Origin of the sequence: Halovenus rubra (genome assembly GCF_026586665.1) — an archaeon.
Lineage (GTDB): Archaea > Halobacteriota > Halobacteria > Halobacteriales > Haloarculaceae > Halovenus > Halovenus rubra.
The window spans coordinates 20964-37656 of the sequence record NZ_JAODIY010000013.1; the positions used below are offsets into that span (position 1 = coordinate 20964).

Annotated in this window: 19 protein-coding genes and 1 pseudogene; 12 read left to right on the top strand and 8 right to left on the bottom strand. The window is 55.7% G+C overall.

Annotated elements, in window-relative coordinates; translation table 11 throughout:
• From N5098_RS12430 to secY, 9 genes and pseudogenes are all read left to right on the top strand, one after another.
• Window positions 1–537 (top strand): 50S ribosomal protein L6, encoded by a 537-nt coding sequence (locus N5098_RS12430; RefSeq protein ID WP_267638199.1) that lies wholly within the window; start codon window positions 1–3, stop codon window positions 535–537.
• Window positions 537–752 (top strand): annotated as a pseudogene (locus tag N5098_RS17625) (helix-hairpin-helix domain-containing protein); the annotation flags it as partial. The gene N5098_RS12430 and the pseudogene N5098_RS17625, both read left to right, overlap by 1 nt.
• Window positions 753–878: 126 nt before the next feature.
• Window positions 879–1559: a 50S ribosomal protein L32e gene (locus tag N5098_RS12435; protein ID WP_368408020.1), complete on the top strand. Its 681-nt coding sequence runs from the start codon at window positions 879–881 to the stop codon at window positions 1557–1559.
• Window positions 1556–2005: a 50S ribosomal protein L19e gene (locus N5098_RS12440; RefSeq protein WP_267638201.1), complete on the top strand. Its 450-nt coding sequence runs from the start codon at window positions 1556–1558 to the stop codon at window positions 2003–2005. The genes N5098_RS12435 and N5098_RS12440 overlap by 4 nt, the downstream gene beginning before the upstream one ends.
• Window positions 2005–2565 carry a 50S ribosomal protein L18 gene (locus N5098_RS12445; protein ID WP_267638202.1) on the top strand — a complete coding sequence of 187 codons (561 nt, stop codon included), beginning with the start codon at window positions 2005–2007 and terminating at the stop codon, window positions 2563–2565. Before N5098_RS12440 ends, N5098_RS12445 begins: the two co-directional genes overlap by 1 nt.
• Entirely contained in the window at window positions 2562–3200 is a 639-nt protein-coding gene (locus N5098_RS12450) for a 30S ribosomal protein S5 (protein WP_267638203.1), read from the top strand. The genes N5098_RS12445 and N5098_RS12450 overlap by 4 nt, the downstream gene beginning before the upstream one ends.
• Window positions 3197–3661 carry a 50S ribosomal protein L30 gene (gene rpmD / locus N5098_RS12455; protein ID WP_267638204.1) on the top strand — a complete coding sequence of 155 codons (465 nt, stop codon included), beginning with the start codon at window positions 3197–3199 and terminating at the stop codon, window positions 3659–3661. Before N5098_RS12450 ends, rpmD begins: the two co-directional genes overlap by 4 nt.
• The gene (locus tag N5098_RS12460; RefSeq protein WP_267638205.1) at window positions 3661–4134 is read left to right on the top strand and encodes an uL15m family ribosomal protein; all 474 of its coding nucleotides are present in this window, start codon (window positions 3661–3663) and stop codon (window positions 4132–4134) included. Before rpmD ends, N5098_RS12460 begins: the two co-directional genes overlap by 1 nt.
• A gap of 1 nt (window position 4135) precedes the next feature.
• Window positions 4136–5623, top strand: a complete 1488-nt coding sequence (gene secY, locus N5098_RS12465) for a preprotein translocase subunit SecY (RefSeq protein ID WP_267638206.1) — start codon at window positions 4136–4138, stop codon at window positions 5621–5623.
• A gap of 258 nt (window positions 5624–5881) precedes the next feature.
• Here secY and N5098_RS12470 read toward each other — a convergent pair whose 3' ends face one another.
• From N5098_RS12470 to N5098_RS12485, 4 genes are all read right to left on the bottom strand, one after another.
• The gene (locus N5098_RS12470) at window positions 5882–7153 is read right to left on the bottom strand and encodes a serine hydrolase domain-containing protein (protein ID WP_267638207.1); all 1272 of its coding nucleotides are present in this window, start codon (window positions 7151–7153) and stop codon (window positions 5882–5884) included.
• The gene (locus N5098_RS12475) at window positions 7150–7353 is read right to left on the bottom strand and encodes a helix-turn-helix transcriptional regulator (protein WP_267638208.1); all 204 of its coding nucleotides are present in this window, start codon (window positions 7351–7353) and stop codon (window positions 7150–7152) included. The genes N5098_RS12470 and N5098_RS12475 overlap by 4 nt, the downstream gene beginning before the upstream one ends.
• Window positions 7354–7355: 2 nt before the next feature.
• Window positions 7356–7811: a DUF2178 domain-containing protein gene (locus N5098_RS12480; RefSeq protein WP_267638209.1), complete on the bottom strand. Its 456-nt coding sequence runs from the start codon at window positions 7809–7811 to the stop codon at window positions 7356–7358.
• A gap of 244 nt (window positions 7812–8055) precedes the next feature.
• Window positions 8056–8262, bottom strand: coding sequence for a hypothetical protein (locus N5098_RS12485; RefSeq protein WP_267638210.1), 207 nt, complete (start codon window positions 8260–8262; stop codon window positions 8056–8058).
• A 336-nt stretch (window positions 8263–8598) separates the two neighbouring features.
• Between N5098_RS12485 and N5098_RS12490 the strand changes: the two genes are divergently transcribed.
• Both N5098_RS12490 and N5098_RS12495 read left to right on the top strand, forming a co-directional pair.
• Window positions 8599–9063: a TRAM domain-containing protein gene (locus N5098_RS12490; RefSeq protein WP_267638211.1), complete on the top strand. Its 465-nt coding sequence runs from the start codon at window positions 8599–8601 to the stop codon at window positions 9061–9063.
• Between the two features lie 168 nt (window positions 9064–9231).
• A complete protein-coding gene (locus N5098_RS12495; protein ID WP_267638212.1) occupies window positions 9232–11379 on the top strand; it encodes an ATP-binding protein in 2148 nt (715 codons plus the stop codon).
• A 4-nt stretch (window positions 11380–11383) separates the two neighbouring features.
• Here N5098_RS12495 and tatC read toward each other — a convergent pair whose 3' ends face one another.
• On the bottom strand, window positions 11384–12298 hold the full coding sequence (gene tatC, locus N5098_RS12500) for a twin-arginine translocase subunit TatC (protein ID WP_382231051.1): 915 nt from the start codon (window positions 12296–12298) through the stop codon (window positions 11384–11386).
• Between the two features lie 110 nt (window positions 12299–12408).
• Between tatC and N5098_RS12505 the strand changes: the two genes are divergently transcribed.
• Window positions 12409–14652 (top strand): twin-arginine translocase subunit TatC, encoded by a 2244-nt coding sequence (locus N5098_RS12505; protein WP_267638213.1) that lies wholly within the window; start codon window positions 12409–12411, stop codon window positions 14650–14652.
• Between the two features lie 42 nt (window positions 14653–14694).
• Here the strand turns inward: N5098_RS12505 and N5098_RS12510 are convergent, their stop codons facing one another.
• The 3 genes from N5098_RS12510 to N5098_RS12520 are packed head-to-tail and all read right to left on the bottom strand — an operon-like array spanning window position 14695 to window position 16662.
• A complete protein-coding gene (locus N5098_RS12510) occupies window positions 14695–15156 on the bottom strand; it encodes an MGMT family protein (protein ID WP_267638214.1) in 462 nt (153 codons plus the stop codon).
• A 37-nt stretch (window positions 15157–15193) separates the two neighbouring features.
• Window positions 15194–15820 carry a fibrillarin-like rRNA/tRNA 2'-O-methyltransferase gene (locus N5098_RS12515; protein ID WP_267638215.1) on the bottom strand — a complete coding sequence of 209 codons (627 nt, stop codon included), beginning with the start codon at window positions 15818–15820 and terminating at the stop codon, window positions 15194–15196.
• The gene (locus N5098_RS12520) at window positions 15817–16662 is read right to left on the bottom strand and encodes an NOP5/NOP56 family protein (RefSeq protein ID WP_267638216.1); all 846 of its coding nucleotides are present in this window, start codon (window positions 16660–16662) and stop codon (window positions 15817–15819) included. The genes N5098_RS12515 and N5098_RS12520 overlap by 4 nt, the downstream gene beginning before the upstream one ends.
• Window positions 16663–16693 lie beyond the last annotated feature (31 nt).

Consider the following 16693-nt stretch of genomic DNA (forward strand, 5'->3'; position numbering starts at 1 on the left):
ATGCCAGAAGAACGACTCGACATACCAGAGGAGGTGAGCGCTGAGATGGACCATCTTGAGCTCACCGTCGAAGGACAGAACGGCAGCGTAACGCGCCGACTGTGGTATCCAGATGTGTCTGTTTCGGTCGATGGTGACGAGGTTGTCATCGCGACCGAAAACGACGACGCACAGACAATGTCCACAGTGGGGACCTTCCAGAGCCACATCGAGAACATGTTCTACGGCGTCACTGAGGGATGGGAGTACGAGATGGAAGTCTTCTACTCTCACTTCCCAATGCAGGTGAACGTCGAGGACGGAGCCGTTGTCATCGAGAATTTCCTCGGTGAACGAGCCCCGCGTCGGGCCCCAATCCACGGGAATACCGACGTTGAGGTTGACGGCGAAGAGATTACGCTCAGCGGTCCCGACATTGAATCGGTCGGCCAGACAGCTGCCGATATTGAACAGCTCACGCGTGTGACAGACAAAGACGTTCGCGTCTTCCAAGACGGCGTCTACATCACCGCGAAACCGAGCCGAGGTGACGCATAATGAGTGACCAACCGGAAGACGCCGAAGAAATCGAAGACGAAGCGGCAGACGAAACTGAAGCCGTCGCGACGGAACTGACCGGACTTGGCGGTGTCGACGAGGAGACGGCATCAACGATTCGCGATGCCGGCTTCGAAACCGTCGAACACGTCAGCGCCGCGACGCAAGACCAGATTCAGGACGTTGAGGGAGTCAGCACCGCGCTGGCCGCCCGCATCAAGGCTGAGACCGACGAGGTCGAAGTCAGTGACAACGTCGAAGCCGATGTCGACGAACTCAGCAGTGACGAGAGCGACACGGCAGAAACCGACGACAGCGATGATGAAGACGAGGAGCCAGAAATTCAGGAACTTACCGACATCAGCGGCGTCGGTGATGCCAAGGCAGACTCGCTTCAAGACGCTGGCTACGATTCGGTTGCCAAGGTCAAAGGTGCAAGTCAGGACGAACTCGCTAATGTCGACGGTATCGGCATGGCACTGGCTGCCCGTGTCAAGGCCGATATCGGCGACCTCGAAGTAAGTGAGGACGTCGAGGCTGATATTGAAGCTGACGAGGAAACCGAGGAAGCAGAGGACGTCGAAACGGAGCTCCGTCCTCGCGGCCTCGCCGACAAGACACCGACGCTCGATGACGAGACCGAACGACTGCTCACCGAGCGCTCCCGAATCAGCAAACCGCAGTTCAATCGGCAGGATTACCACAAGAAAAAGCGCGTCCCCACTTCGTGGCGACGCCCACGCGGCCAGCTCTCCCGACAGCGGAAGGGTATCAAGGGGAAAGGCGACACTGTACAGGCGGGCTTTCGCTCGCCGACCGCAGTTCGTGGCCTGCACCCCTCTGGCTTTGAAGAAGTTCGGGTTCACAACACCGACGATCTCGAAGGTGTCAACCCTGACACGCAGGCAGTCCGCATTGCCTCTAAAGTTGGCGGTCGCAAGCGCGAGCAGATTGAGGAAGTCGCCGAAGACCGCGAGATTCGCGTTCTCAATCCCACCTACGAAGAGGTTGAAGTAGAATGACGGACCTGAAAGCACAGAAACGGCTCGCATCGGACGTGCTCGACGTGGGCAAGAACAAGCTCTGGTTTGACCCTGACCGACAGGGTGATATCGCGGAGGCGATTACCCGTGAAGACATCCGCGAACTGGTCGACGAAGGCGTTATCAGAGCGGACCCCCCACAGGGGAACTCCCGCGGCCGTGCACGCGAACGACAGAAAAAGCAGTCTTACGGCCACCAGAAAGGCCCCGGCTCCCGGAAAGGGAAGGCCGGTGGTCGGCAAGACCCGAAAGAAGAGTGGCAGTCAAGCATTCGCGCGCTCCGAACACATCTGCGCGACCTACGCGACGACGGCGAACTCGACCGAACGCAGTACCGCGACTTGTACGACAAGGCCGGCGGTGGCGAGTTCGACAGTGTCGCAGACCTCGAACGATACATCGACGAAACTTACGGTGAAGCATAATGGCAACAGGACCACGCTACACGGTGCCGATGCGGCGTCGCCGCGAGGCCCGAACCGATTACCATCAGCGGTTGCGCCTGCTGAAATCAGGCAAACCTCGTCTCGTTGCTCGCAAGAGCAACAGCCACGTCAGGGCGCAGCTGGTCGTTACCGGCCCACAGGGCGACGAGACAATTGCAAGTGCACACTCGGGAGACCTCGAGGAGTACGGCTGGGAAGCCCCGACCGGCAACATACCGGCGGCATACCTGACCGGACTTCTCGCAGGCCTGCGTGCGCATGAAGCAGGGCTCGACGAGGCCGTACTCGACATCGGACTGAACTCCCCGACACCGGGGAGCAAGATCTTTGCAGTACAGGAAGGCGCACTTGACGCCGGACTCGAAATCCCCCACAGCGACGACGTGCTGGCCGACTGGTCACGCACGCGTGGCGAGCATATCGCCGACTATGCCGACCAGCAGGACGGCCTCTACAGCGGGGAGTTCGACGCAACAGACCTGCCAGCGCATTTCGACGAGATGCGCGAGACGTTGCTGGAAGGAGAGGTTGAACTATGAGTGCCGAAGACGGATGGGAACCACAGACGCGACTCGGACGGAAAGTCGCAGACGGCGAGATAGACTCGATGGAGGAGGCCCTGAACTCGGGACTCCCATTGAAAGAACCGGAGCTTGTCGACCAGTTGGTACCGGACCTTGAAGACGAGGTTCTCGACATCAACATGGTCCAGCGAATGACCGACTCCGGACGACGCGTGAAGTTCCGCTGTGTCGTCGTTGTCGGCAACCGCAACGGCCTCATCGGCTACGCCGAGGGTCGTGATGACCAAGTCGGCGGCGCAATCCAGAAAGCCATCAACATCGGCAAGCTGAATCTGGTAAAGATTCCGCTTGGCAGTGGCTCCTGGGAGGACCGACCCGGCGGGACAAACTCGCTGGTTCGGAACACTGAGGGTAAAGCGGGAAGCGTGACGGTCGAACTCCGTCCCGCGCCGCGTGGCCTCGGACTCGCAGCCGCAGAAACACCCCGACATGTGCTCGAACTCGCCGGCGTTCAGGATGCTTGGACCCGGAGTGACGGTAACACCCGAACGACGGTCAACTTCGCTAAGGCGACGTTCAATGCCCTGCGAAAGACCGCCGAAACACGGGTTCCCGAGCACGCCATGGAACAACAGGAGGTAGTCGAATGAAAGCAATTGTTCAGCTTCGTGGCGAAGTAAATATCAATCAGGACATCGTTGACACGATGGAGATGCTCAACATCGGCCGTGTCAATCACGCAACCTTCGTTCCCGAGGAGCCGACCTATGAAGGGATGATCACGAAGGTAAACGACTACGTTGCACACGGACAACCGAGTGAAGAAATCGTCGCACTCCTGCTTGAGGAGCGAGCTGAGCCCGCAGAGGGTGACGCAGACATCGATGATGAATGGGTCAGCGAGAACACAGCCTACAGCTCTGTAGACGATATCGCTGGCGCGCTGGTGGACGAGGAGACGACGCTACAGGATTCTGGTCTGTCACCGACCCTCCGCCTGCACCCGCCCCGGAGTGGCCATGATGGTATCAAGCAGCCGGTTTCTACCGGTGGTCAACTTGGTGTCCACGAAACAGACGACCTCGATTCACTACTGGAGGCGATGCGATAATGTCGAACAAAAAGAAACGACAGCGCGGGTCACGGACCCACGGCGGCGGTTCACACAAGAACCGCCGTGGTGCCGGTCATCGCGGCGGTCGCGGTGACGCCGGCCGTGACAAACACGAGATGCACAACCACGAGCCGCTTGGCAAGTCCGGCTTTAGCCGACCAGAGAAAGTGCAAGACGAGGTTATCACCGTCGACGTACAAACGCTCGACGAAGATATCCTCCTGCACGTTGCCGACGATAACGCCGAGGAAGCGAACAATCGCTACATCCTTGACGCGCGCGACGTGGTTGATGACGGTCACGACGCTGATGTCGTGAAAGTGCTTGGAAACGGACAGGTACGCAACCAACTTGAGATTACCGCTGACGCCTTCTCCGAGGGTGCACGCGAAAAAATCAACGGAGCAGATGGATTCGTAAAACTGACGGAGAGGGCTTCCGAAAACGAAGCAAACGAGACAGAGAATTAGTATGAGCTGGAAGGACACCGCCGAACCCGTACTCACCCGCATGCCCTCGGTACGACGGCCCGAAGGGCACATTCCGTTCAAGCGAAAGCTTGGCTGGACAGCGGGTATTCTAGTACTGTACTTCTTCCTGACGAACGTGATGCTCTTTGGCGTCGCGCAGGGAGAAGGAACGGACATCTTCGGGCAGTTCCGCTCGATTCTTGCAGGGTCGTCAGGCTCGCTCCTGCAAGTTGGAATTGGCCCAATTGTCACTGCGAGCATCGTGCTCCAGTTGCTCGGCGGTGCCGACCTGCTCGGTCTCGATACGCAGAACAACCCGCGTGACCAGGTGCTGTATCAGGGGCTCCAGAAGTTCCTCGTGTTGGTGATGATCGCATTGACCGGCATGCCGATGGTGTTCTCTGGTGGCTTCCTCCCTGTCGACTCGGGTCTTGCGACCAGTCTTGGACTCTCTGACGCTGGATTGCAGTGGATTATCTTCGCACAGGTGTTCATCGGTGGCGTCCTCATCCTTTATATGGACGAGGTCGTGAGCAAATGGGGAATCGGGAGCGGTGTTGGCCTGTTCATTATCGCCGGTGTGAGCCAGCGACTGATTGGCGGCCTCCTTGAGTTCCCATTTATCACGCCAGCAAACGTCGACTCCTACGGAGTTATTCCAAAATGGATTCGGCTTGCCACCGGACAGCAAGAGCTGTCAGGCGGCCTGTTGACCACGCAAGGAATACGAGACCTGATATTTGGACAGGGTGAGTTGCTCGCCATCTTCACGACGGTGTCGATTTTCGTCATCGTCGTCTACGCCGAGAGCGTCCGTGTCGAGATTCCACTCTCGAACGCCCGTGTCAAGGGTGCGCGCGGACGATTCCCGGTGAAGCTTATCTACGCGAGCGTTTTGCCGATGATTCTGGTTCGCGCACTGCAGATGAATCTCCAGTTCGTCGGCCGTATCCTGCACAGCCAGTGGGCTGGGATGCCCGGTTTACTTGGCAACTACAGCGCTGAAGGGAACCCGATAAGCGGGTTCTTCTACTACGTTGCACCAGTCCAGTCACCAGATGACTGGATGTGGTTCATCGGAGCCGGTCGCGGCCAGTCGGCTATCGACATCATGATTCGGGTCGGCGTTGACCTGACCGTCATGGTTGTCGGTGGCGCAGTCTTCGCCATCTTCTGGGTGAAGACCACTGACATGGGGCCGGAGGCGACTGCCCAACAGATTCACAACTCGGGCATGCAGATTCCTGGCTTCAGGCAGAACGTCAAGAGCATCGAGCGTGTGCTTGGACAGTATATCCCACAAGTGACCGTCATTGGTGGTGCACTCGTCGGTGTGCTTGCAGTGGGCGCGAATATGCTGGGGACAATCGGTGGAGTCTCCGGAACTGGCCTACTGCTGACAGTCTCTATCACGTACAAGCTCTACGAGCAGATGGCCGAAGAGCAACTGATGGAGATGCACCCGATGATGCGAAAGATGTTCGGCTAGTGTTACTCAACGTTCACTCATAGACGCTCGAACGTTTTTTCCAATTCCGCAACTTGAGTTGCTGTCGACGTGCTGAGATTTAAGAGCAGACTCACTGTTATCGTTACTCAGCACGGCCTATCAGTTGACTCCAAGTTCTATCTCGGCATTGAGTCTGACTCGGAGTCAGTACTTTAGGATAATATTGTCTCAGTTTCGTGGCAACACCAGCAAGCGAGAATAACCACCGGTACGTGTCATTCATCGGGGCAATAGCGTTCAGTTCTCGATGCTGCTGAATGCCTCGTCGAGTTGTGTGTATATCTGCTGAGAATTTCCGCGCAAGCGACGGTCGTTGAACAGCGTAACGACCCATCCCTCGGGGCGACGACCGGCGTAACCAAAGGAGTCATAGACCGAGCCGAACCACGCAAGCGTCGACTGGTCAGTCTGTTCGAACACCGATTCAAAAGAGTCGTAGCGCTGGCCGTTAACCCAGATCCACTGGAGTTCATCCAGTGCGCGGGCGAGGTCGGGCGCGCGCGCGACGAAGCCGCCGGCACCGCTGAACGCGCTGAGGACCATCCCGTAGTCGGCACATGCAGCCGTTCCGTTCTGGGTATAGATGTCCTCACACTGCTCTGAGTCGTCGTACCAGATCTCATCTGGTCGTCGGTCTTCCGGCCGGGTCTCACCGAGATGGATATCTGTCGCGTTCGCGGGCTCAAAAAGATTCTCCGAGACCACCGACGCGAAGGTATCGCCCGTAATGCCCTCAATGACCAGCGACAGCATGACGTACCCGATGTTCGAGTAGACGTTGTCGGTGCCGGGGTCGAACTGCAGCGGCTGGTCGAGGACATACCGGACAAAGTCGTCGCGCTCGGGTACGTCGTCAAGGCCAAGCGCTTCTACGACAACCAACGGATTGAACAGTGGATTCGCGTTTTCGAACCGGTTCCAGCCGCCAGCATGATTCAGGAGCTGCTCGATAGTGATCTGGCGGATGCGCTCGTCTGCTGGCTCACCCTCCGGCGGGTCGACAGACAACAGCGGGTAAAATTCGTCATCAAGTGCGAGATCGCCAGACTCCACGAGTCGAAGGACAGCGTCGGCAGTAAACAGCTTAGAGAGACTCCCGATGCGGAACATCGCTCTGGGGTCAACCGGCTCGGTTCGCTCGCGGTCGCCCCAGCCATAGCCCCGCACCAGTTCCATCGCTTCATCGCGATAGAGTGCAAGCGAACCCGCACCGTAGTCACGGTCTGTCATGTACTCGACGGTCGCTTTGTCGAGCGGTCGTAACTCGGGAACTGATTCGCCAGACAGCGGAATTTTGTCGGTTACCTCTGTCGGTGTCTCAGTTGGTGTATCCGTCGAGGTCTCGGTTTTCGCTTTCGTTGCCGTCTCGGTCGGCGTCGCGGTGGCAGTCGGCGACTCTCCGTCGTCGCCGCCAAGACAGCCCCCAAGGGCCAATACGCCGGTAGCCGTGCCCGTGCGAAGGAGTGTCCGTCGGTCGATACGGGTCTGGGTCTGTGGTTTGTCGGTCATGTGTCTGTGAGGCTAGGGTCGAAGATATCTTCGATAGCGCAGTCGAAAAACTGTGCAAGCTTGAACGCCAGTTCGAGCGAGGGGTCATAGCGTTCGCGCTCGATGGCGTTTATCGTCTGTCGAGAAACCCCGACTGCCGCCGCGAGGTCCCCCTGTGAGAGGGCGTGCCGGCCCCGGAGGTCCGGTAAGCTGTTTTGCATGGTCAGTACTGTCGCTTTGTATACCAGTGGGCGACGGCAAAGATAGCAAAAAGCGACGCGTACCCCCACAGCATGCCAGTGAGCCAAGCCGGTGGCGTATACACACCAGTCTGTCCGAGCGTAGCCAGCCCCGGCCCACCCAGTATCAGGAGAAACCCGGCAACACCGAGAGTCCGTCCAGACGCTTTTGCATTGATTTCTTCTGCGCGTTCGTCTTCGATTTCGTCTGGACCAAGCTGCAAGAGGCCAAGCGCGAGCACGATTGCTCCCCAGTAGACGCCGACTGCACTGATTGCAATCGCATCACCACCCACGCGGTTCCAGACTGTCACTAGCGCTAAGTAGCCGACAATTCCTACGGTGAGAATGCCGTAGAACAGTCGCTTGTATCGTTTGCGTCGCTGTAGCTGCGTCCGTGCTTCTGATAAGTCTGTCTCTGACGTCTTTGCTTCGCTCATGTGTAAAGCTCTGTTTACAGTAAAGTCTACTTTACATTCTTACTTAATTCTGTTGGTGGGGGTCAGCCTCGTTGATATCTGAGTAAGCTCAGGCTAACAGTCCAAGACGTTCGGCTAGCGTCTCTCAGTTTTGATTCAATATAGAACAGCTAACTACCGCTAGTCTTTGATACCAGAGTCACAGAATCAATATCGGAGCGACTTCGTGTTTTTACTCCATAGCTTCATCTTTAAGAAGTGATTCTCAGCGGAACCGTGTTGTTTTACCGATAACAGTTACCTGGTCTTCCCGTCGCCACCACACTTCGACGACATCAGGAAATGCGATGTCCACTTGTATTGTTTCCCCACTGATCCCAGCTGTTGGGTCGGATTCATCATTTTGCTCACTCCACAAGACCGTCCCCGTTTCGCCTGCTTCGTAATCAAGAGCGACGTTTGAAATAAACACCTCGTCGGCAGGGAGATTATCACCACCGGTGTGTGATCTCTAACTGGTCTGGCACGTCGTCGGCTGCGTGGTGTCTGAAATTGAAACAGGCAACATCATCAAGGCATGGGATATATTGGAGACAACCAGCCAAACCTACGCTTCCGACGAGAGTCGCTTGGAGGACTGAACGACGAGAGGAGACCATATTATTATATCAACCTACCTTCTATTAAAATTATGCAACGTTGACAGTTGCTTGTAACCAGTGTCAGCGAGACATTTCATCCAAAGACACAGACGTGACAGTTATCTAGGTGCGTAAGCGTTTAATCCGCCCCCAAAGTATTGGTTCCTATGGCAGACTGCCCAATTGCTGACGACTGTCCCAGTTTTAACGAACGAATTGAAGGGATGGGCTGTCAACATTATGGTGACCGTGGCGGGGCGGAGTGGTGCAACCACTACAACCAGCCAATCGATGACCTCAAATCACAACCCGTCCAGCCCGGGCAGGAAGTCGTCATTACGGTCGAAGATATCCACGAGAGTGGTGCCGGTGTCGGACGGACTGACGACGGATTCATCATCATGGTCGACGGGGTTCTTCCGCCGGCCCGTGCGCAGGTCAAGGTGACACAGGTTCGGTCGAACCACGCACGTGCTGAAGAGATTAAACAACTCCCGCTGGAGGAAGAAGAAGAACCCGAACCGACTGAGCAAGCGGATACCTCGACAGAGGAGAAAGAAGATACGGAAAATGAAACGCGTCAGGAAGACGATCCACGGCTGGGCAGTCGTGATAACTTCTGGGGTAGCTAATCTCCTTTGCAGTTCTTTGCCCCAGTCTAGTTGTTGATAGAAGTGGTGGTGCAATGACATTGTCTTGGCATCGATGAGCCTGTTCTTTGCACGCACAGAGTTTTCAAAGAATTCTAAAAGTGTGTCAACAATAGAATTATTACGCGGGAGTACCGACATGAGCCTGATATGTCGACGGCGCTGGTTATCGCGTACGTCGGTGCTGAATTAAACGGGTTAGACCTAGTTTCAGGGCTCGACAAACGTCTTGAGAGGCCTGTGAGAGTAGTGTCGACACAGGTCGACAGAGTTGCTACAGTCTTAGAGGACAACCGAATCGACTGTGTCGTTGCGGGGCGTTCACTATCGGGGGGTGACTTCCAACGAGTAGTGTTCGAAGTAATGGATACAAACGAAGAGCTGCCCGTTTTCGAAACAGGGGGCGACGTGGCTGCCGTGCCGTCGAAAGTCGAGATACATCATCTTGACCCGGAGGCCGGGCCAGCAGCGCAGGCAAATGCTCTCCTCACTGAACTTTCTGCCAGTACTGACGAACACATGTCTTCTCCGGGTCCGTTTTTGTATCTCGCAGTTGACTCGGCGTGGAAAGTTATCGACTGGGACCCACAGCTATCAGACTGGACTGGCGTTGACACCGCCGATGCACTCGGCATGTCGCTTTGGACAGCTCTGTCTGAATGGCACGACACCGAGTTTGAGGAGGCATGCCGAGCGGTTATGGGCGAGTCAGACGACCGCAGAAAGCAGGTGTTTCACGAGGAGTCACGGAAATGGTTCGCAATCCATATTATCGGCCACAAGCGAGGCGGCCTCGAACTGTATCTACAAGACGTGACAGAGTTTCAAAATGCTGGCGGGAAAATCGAGGGCACCGGCGCGCGGTTCGAAGAGACACTAGACCGGATTACGGACGCATTTTTTGCACTTGATACTCAAGAGCGATTCGTCTTTCTCAACAGCCAAGCTGAATTCTTGCTTGATGTAAACGCAAAAGACGTGACCGGCGTCCGGTTCTGGGATGCGTTCCCGGCCGCGGTCAGCACAACATTTTATGAAGAGTTTAATATGGCCATAGAGGCTCAGGAGCCGACCAGTTTCGAGGAGTACTATCGGCCACTTGATCGGTGGTTCGAGGTGAATGCGTATCCTTCAAGCGAGGGGCTATCCGTCTTCCTCCGGGAAATCACCGACCAAGTCGAGCTTCAAGAGAAACTCGAACAGTTACACAGCGTGACACGAGAACTCGTTGTGACGGAGTCGGACCGAGAGATTGCCGTCAAAACGGTCGAAGCCACCGAAGACATCCTCAATTTCACGCTGGTCACTGTCTGGCAGTATGATGAATCGACAGAGACACTCGACCCTCTATCGTGGTCAGACGAAATGGACGACCGTGTCGACAACATAGAGCCTCTAAACCGGAACAATAAGTTCATCTGGGAAGTGTACGACACCGGCGAGCCACGTAACATGGGTTTTGTTCCATCGACGGCAACGACCGCACATCCGCCGGGAAAGATGAGTTCAGAACTGCTCGTACGAATCGGTGAGTACGGTGTGCTTGGCGCGTACGCAGATGAGCGTGATGCATTCGACGAAACCGATATCAGATTATTCAAGATACTTGCCAGCACTGTCGAGTCGGCACTAGGCCGGGCAAAGCGGGAACGCCAACTGGCCAGACGGAACGAGCGACTCAATGATTTTGCAAGTATCGTCTCCCATGACCTCCGTAATCCACTCAACGTGGCTTCCTCACACGTCGAACTTGCCCGGATGACCGGTGAGACAGGAGACCATCTGGACAAAATTGAGGACTCGCTGTTCCGGATGGAAGACCTCATTGAAAACATTCTCTCGCGGGCACGAGGCAAAACTGAACTTGATAGAAAGCAGATTTCGCTCGCTGACATCGGGCACAATGCATGGGGTACCGTCGACACGACAGCAGCGACGCTCAAAATCGACGAAGATGCACAGTTTTCGGCAGACAGTGAACGTATACAGCAACTGTTCGAGAACCTGTTTCGCAATGCTATCGAGCACAGCGAGCAAGGCGTGACAGTCCGTATTGGGTTACTGGAAAACGGCTTTTATATTGCCGATGATGGGCCTGGTATCCCAGAAGAACGCCGGGACGAAATCTTCAAGCAAGGAGTAACACATGCTGACGGCGGGACAGGATACGGCCTCGCAATTGTTACTGATATTGTTGAGGGTCACGGCTGGAACGTGGATGTAACCGAGAGTTGGGCTGGAGGTGCACAGTTTGATATATATAATATCTATTCGCTATCCACAGAAGAATCCCAATAACTCGCTATCGCCCGGTCCAACGGAGCAATAGCAGCGTCAACTCATAGAGTGCGACCATCGTGAGACCGACGATAAATGGGGCCATCCCTGTTGGGTCTGGGCTGAAAAAGAACGCAAACCCGGCGAACGCAAGCCAGAAGTACAGCCGCTTTTCTTCGAGCCATCGCCGTGTCGTCACACCCATCATGATTGCCAGCATCATGAACAGCGGAATCTGGAAGATTGCGGCAAACATCCCCATCATCAGCAGTATCAGGTCAAACGTCTCAGTAAGACCGAACGCAATCGAGGCAACATCTTCCGAATAAAAGAGGAAATACGTGAATATAACCGGTAACACGAGGAAGTACGAGAACGCGAGGCCAACAAAGGCAAGCAACAAACTTGTCGGCACTGCCGCAAGGTAGTATCGACGCTCGTTGGGGTACAGTCCCGGCCGCATGAATAGGTATGTCTGGTAGACAAACACTGGAAGTGCAACAACGAACCCGACTAGCGATGCGACTTTGATACGTGCAAAGAGTAGGCCAAGGGGGTGATACACCCGTGGACAGGCAGCTGCTTCAGCAGCCCCCTTCGCGCAGGCTTCTGGGCTTCCCGGTAAATACGAATACCAGAGCCAGTTAATAAGGCTAGGGGCGACAGGGAAGACGAGGATACTCACACCCGCCATGATGACAATAACAGCGGCGAGGCGTTTTATCATCTCCTCGATGTGTACCGTGAGCGGCATTTCTTCGTCGTCGGGTGCACCCTCGTACCCGCCGTTTTGGGCCGGGGTTGCCCCTTCTGGGTCATTAACTGCAGTTGCCGCTGCAGCGGCCGCTGGTGTATTACTACCGTTGGAACTGATTCCGGACTCAGTGACGTCGGCAGAGCTATCAGCGTGCTCGGCACCAGAACCGTCACCTTCAGCCATCGCTACGTGGGTACTTTGTCGGCTCTTGTAAGCCTTCTCTCTCGGAAGAACTCCCCCAGTGGTTTCGGTATGAATAGATTGATAACCCACAACGGGTAAAACCGGAATAGATGTCCGGAGCGATAGATGAAGATACAGCGAGGTCGCTTGCTAACGGCCGGGCAGCTGTCGGCTCAATGCTTTCGACCGCGCAGACTCACCTCAAGAAAGTATTCCTGATTTTTGTCACGGTGATGATGCTAACGCTCTGGGGACTTCGCGCGTTTATCTGGGATAGGCTCAAACAGGACCTCGTCTACGACCGGATGGATGTTGGAACCGAGGCGGCAACCGAAATCATCGTCACAACGCCGTTCGACGTTATCCTGTTACAGGTCAAAATCGGCGTTATTACTGGCATTGTTTTGTCGATTCCCGCGCTGGTCTACTACAGCCGCGACTCCCTGCGCCGACGTGGCTACTGGCCAGCCTCGAAGATTCCACGCTGGAAGCTGGTTGCGTTCGGTGTTGCAATTGTTTTCCTGACGCTTGTCGGAGTCAGCTATGCGTATTTCCTGTTTTTCCCCATTATGTTCGATTTCCTCGCTGAGAACGCAATTCAGGCAGGGTTCAAGCCGACCTGGTCTATCGTCTTATGGACCGAGTTTATCTTTTTCCTCGCATTCTCCTTTGGCCTCGCTGCCCAACTACCACTGTTTATGAGTGCAACCGCTCGGGCAGGCATCGTTCCCTACGAAACGTACCGTGAGAAGTGGCGCTATGCCGTGGTTGGCATTTTTATTTTCGGTGCGATGTTCTCTCCGCCAGACCCGTTCACACAGGTTATGTGGGGCGTTCCACTGGTCTTTTTGTATTTCTTTAGCCTCGGGATTGCCAAGCTCGCTGTTCTCTCGAAACGTGCGGGCGAACAGGTATCGACAGTCAGTGTAGCTAAATCTCGCTGGAACGTGCTGGTCGGAGCTGGGTTCTTGAGTGTGGCCAGCGTCTACGCCTACCTCCTAGAAGGCGGCGTGGAATCGACAAATGACCTGCTCGATGCAGTTGGGTCTCAGTATCGTGTTGCCCTCTTTCCGGACGATCTCGCGGTGTTTGGACTCGAGCCTGTGATTACTGCTGTTGGCCTTGGCGTGCTCACAGCAGTACCAATTACTGGGATTGTGCTCTTTTATTCTAGGGTACAGGCACTCGAACAGCAGGTAAAGACAACAACACAAGGACAGACAGCGAGCCCGACTGCCGAGGGAGCCACAGAGACACAAGCAGGTGAGGCAGCAGAGATTGATCTCGGCGCAATGAGCGAACCAGCAATCCGTGCAGCTTCGGTTGAAGCGTTTGTCGAGCTTGGCGAAGAGACCGCAATCGAGTACGCTGAAGCGGCTGTCGAGAACGATAATCCGAAAAAGGCACGCGCCATTCTGGACAGAGTCGACGACGCAAACGATGTTCTTGAAGAGCAAGCCAAAAAAGAAGAGCAAGCCGACGACGAGGAAAGCGAAGACGAGGACGACAATATCTTGACCTCAACTGCGGCGGGCATGGTCGACCCGTTCACCGACGACGAGACCGACGAGGACGATATCGGTGGCTACTATTACGATATCCGATTCATCCTCGATTCGTTGACCTCGAAAGCAATCTGGATTGTAGCGACATTCATGACCGTGCTCGCAGGGTCGTTCATGTGGCTGTATCTCGGTGGCATCGGTCAGGTTCGGGAGACGTTCTTCCGGAATATGCCTGAACAGCTCGTACAGGACCCACAGATTGTCGTGTTGCATCCCGTCGAGGCGCTTATCTTCATGATTAAGTTCTCGACGTTGCTCGCAGGCGTGTCTATCGTGCCGATACTCCTGTATTTCGCGTGGCCAGCCATCGAAAAGCGAGGCGTTACAACGGGCGACCGGAATGTCATCCTTGTTTGGGGAGTCTCACTGTTTGTTGGACTAGCTGCTGGAACAGCAGTCGGATTCTTCTATATCGCGCCGACAACCCTCTCATTGCTGGCAACAGATGTTGTCAATAATAGCATGATTATCGCATACCGTATCAGCTCCTTTGGCTGGCTCGTTATCTACTTGACTGTCGGGGTCGGGGGTCTAGCGATGATTCCGGTAACGATGGTGTTGTTCAACTACGGAGATATTGTTCCGTACAGCAAGATGCGTGGAAACTGGCGGGTCGCAGTAATCGCCATGTTTGCCGCGGCCGGGTTCCTCTCACCAAACGGCCTCTGGACTATGTTTATCGTCGCTATCCCGGCGTCAATAGCGTACGGTCTTGGCCTCAGTCTCTGCTGGCTATACACTCAAATTGGCAGCCGCGTCCCGACTCGTCGAGGCGAAGCTGCTGACTAGCGTTGTCAAAAGAAGAGACCTGTTTTAGCACTACTCGAACAGTTACAATCCTTCGACTGCTCGAAGCTTGCTCTCGATATCCGGCGGCATACCGCCAGGACCGTCTCTGACACGGTGGGTCGGAATGAAAATAGGGACTTGGTTTGCTGCGAGACCCTCACGAATGGTCCGGGTTTGCTCCTCATCGTCGCCCTCAAGTCCCACAGCCATATGTCTAACTTGCTTGACCGTAGCGTTTTCACCGTACGGAATTTTGGTGACTGCGTCCAACACTTTGCGGTGGTCTGTCGGCATCGTCATCGCTACCTCCACGTCGTCGAAGTCGTCGGTCTCACCCTGAAGGTACTCCTCGATGCGGTCCAGTAGTTCATGGTTCTGGTTTGTCTCATCAGGCGGTGTCGACGGAAAATCAACTGAGATGACACGCCCCTGTGCCATCCCAACCTGAACGAACCGGTCGAGGAACGACGACTGTAGAGCATAGATACCCGCTGTCTCGTCCATACTCTCTGTCAACACCCGAGCGTCTTGAAGATATCTGTTAGGCAGGGCGAGCGATGACGCCGAGGTGGTCGTCGTGATACGGTTCGAGCCGGGTTGTCTCCAAGATTTCGTAGCTCTCCCGGAGCTCGTCGAGTACATTCTCGAAAACGGCCTCTGGGTCTCCAGTTACGTCTTCGCTCCGGGCTTTGATAGCCATCAGTAAGAGCCCGTCGTCTGCAAGGAACCGACGATTTGCGACAGCGACAGCGGCTTGCCCGCGGGTCGCAACGTCTTGAAGCAGGATATCAACCGGTTCGACGATGTGGGAGTACGAGTCAGGGTCCCGTGCGTCTTTGAGAAGCGGAAAGAGATTTTCGCGGTCCTCAGCAGCCAAAACAAGGTCGCGCATCGGTCGGGGCGCAAACTCGACGGCGTACGTTGGTCCCGCAAAGTCGGCAACATGACTCACTGTCGTCCCAGCGGCTGCGCCGAGATACAGCACTGTCTCGCCGCCAGACAGCCCTGTATCCATCCCCAAATCAAGCATCGAACCGAGCTTCGACCGGGAGGGGTCCCAGCGTCGCCATCCATCTCTTACCGGTTCGCCGTAGACCGGTTCGCCGCGGGTAGCAAGTCCAGTATCACCGTCAAACTCCTGACGTTCGACACCCTCGGGCAGAGTCATTCAGCATCACGAGCGCGAATGCGCTCGATTCGGTCGTCTAGCTCTGCTTCAAGCGATGGTCGATACTCCCCAGAATAGTGGTCAATACGGGCCGCAATCGAGAGCTTGCCGGCGAGTGCGCGGGCAGCCGAACCGCGGTTTGCCGGGGGCGTATCCCGGACTGCTTCATGAAGATAGATGACACCGTGTTTCGGCGACGGAGCAGACCCTCCAAGATGTGCGAACAGTGATTCCTCGGCCCCAAGTACCTGTACGGTCCCGCTTGGTTTTTTCGCCAAGTCTTCGATACCGCCTGCCAGTGAGATAAGTCGTGCTGCAAGCTCTGGTCCCGCTAGCGTAGCGAGGTTTGGGGCTACATCTGGGGTTCGACGTTCAACGAACTCACGGAGTTCCTGTGTCTCCTCATCGAGTGCAACAACACGAGAAGCAAATCGTGACATCTGTTCTTTGACCGCATTATCTGTCTCCATTGCCGCGAGCTCCCTGATGAAGTCGGTGTCGACGGTCGCGTCAGCGTCGTGTGTTCCGGCCCACTCGGCCAGTCGCTCAGTGAGCTCATTCGTTACGCGTTCGCAATCGTCAAGCGACCGGATTGCGTGGATGAGTTGTTGGTCGTCGGCTAGTTCACGTTCCGTGGTTTCCTCGCGCGCGGCTGCGAGCGTCGCCTCATGCAGCCAGTTGTAGTACGTTGATTCGTCCGGGACAGCACCGTTATCGATTGCTTCCTGTGCCCATTCCCGAGGTTCTGTGCCAGACCCGTCACGAATAACACCAACAGCTGCGCCTACATCTCCGGAGTCAAGCGATTCAAACCAGCCCGAGCCGGAGTCCTGAGCGTTCATGCCTTCGCGTACGACCCCGCAGCCTAAAAAA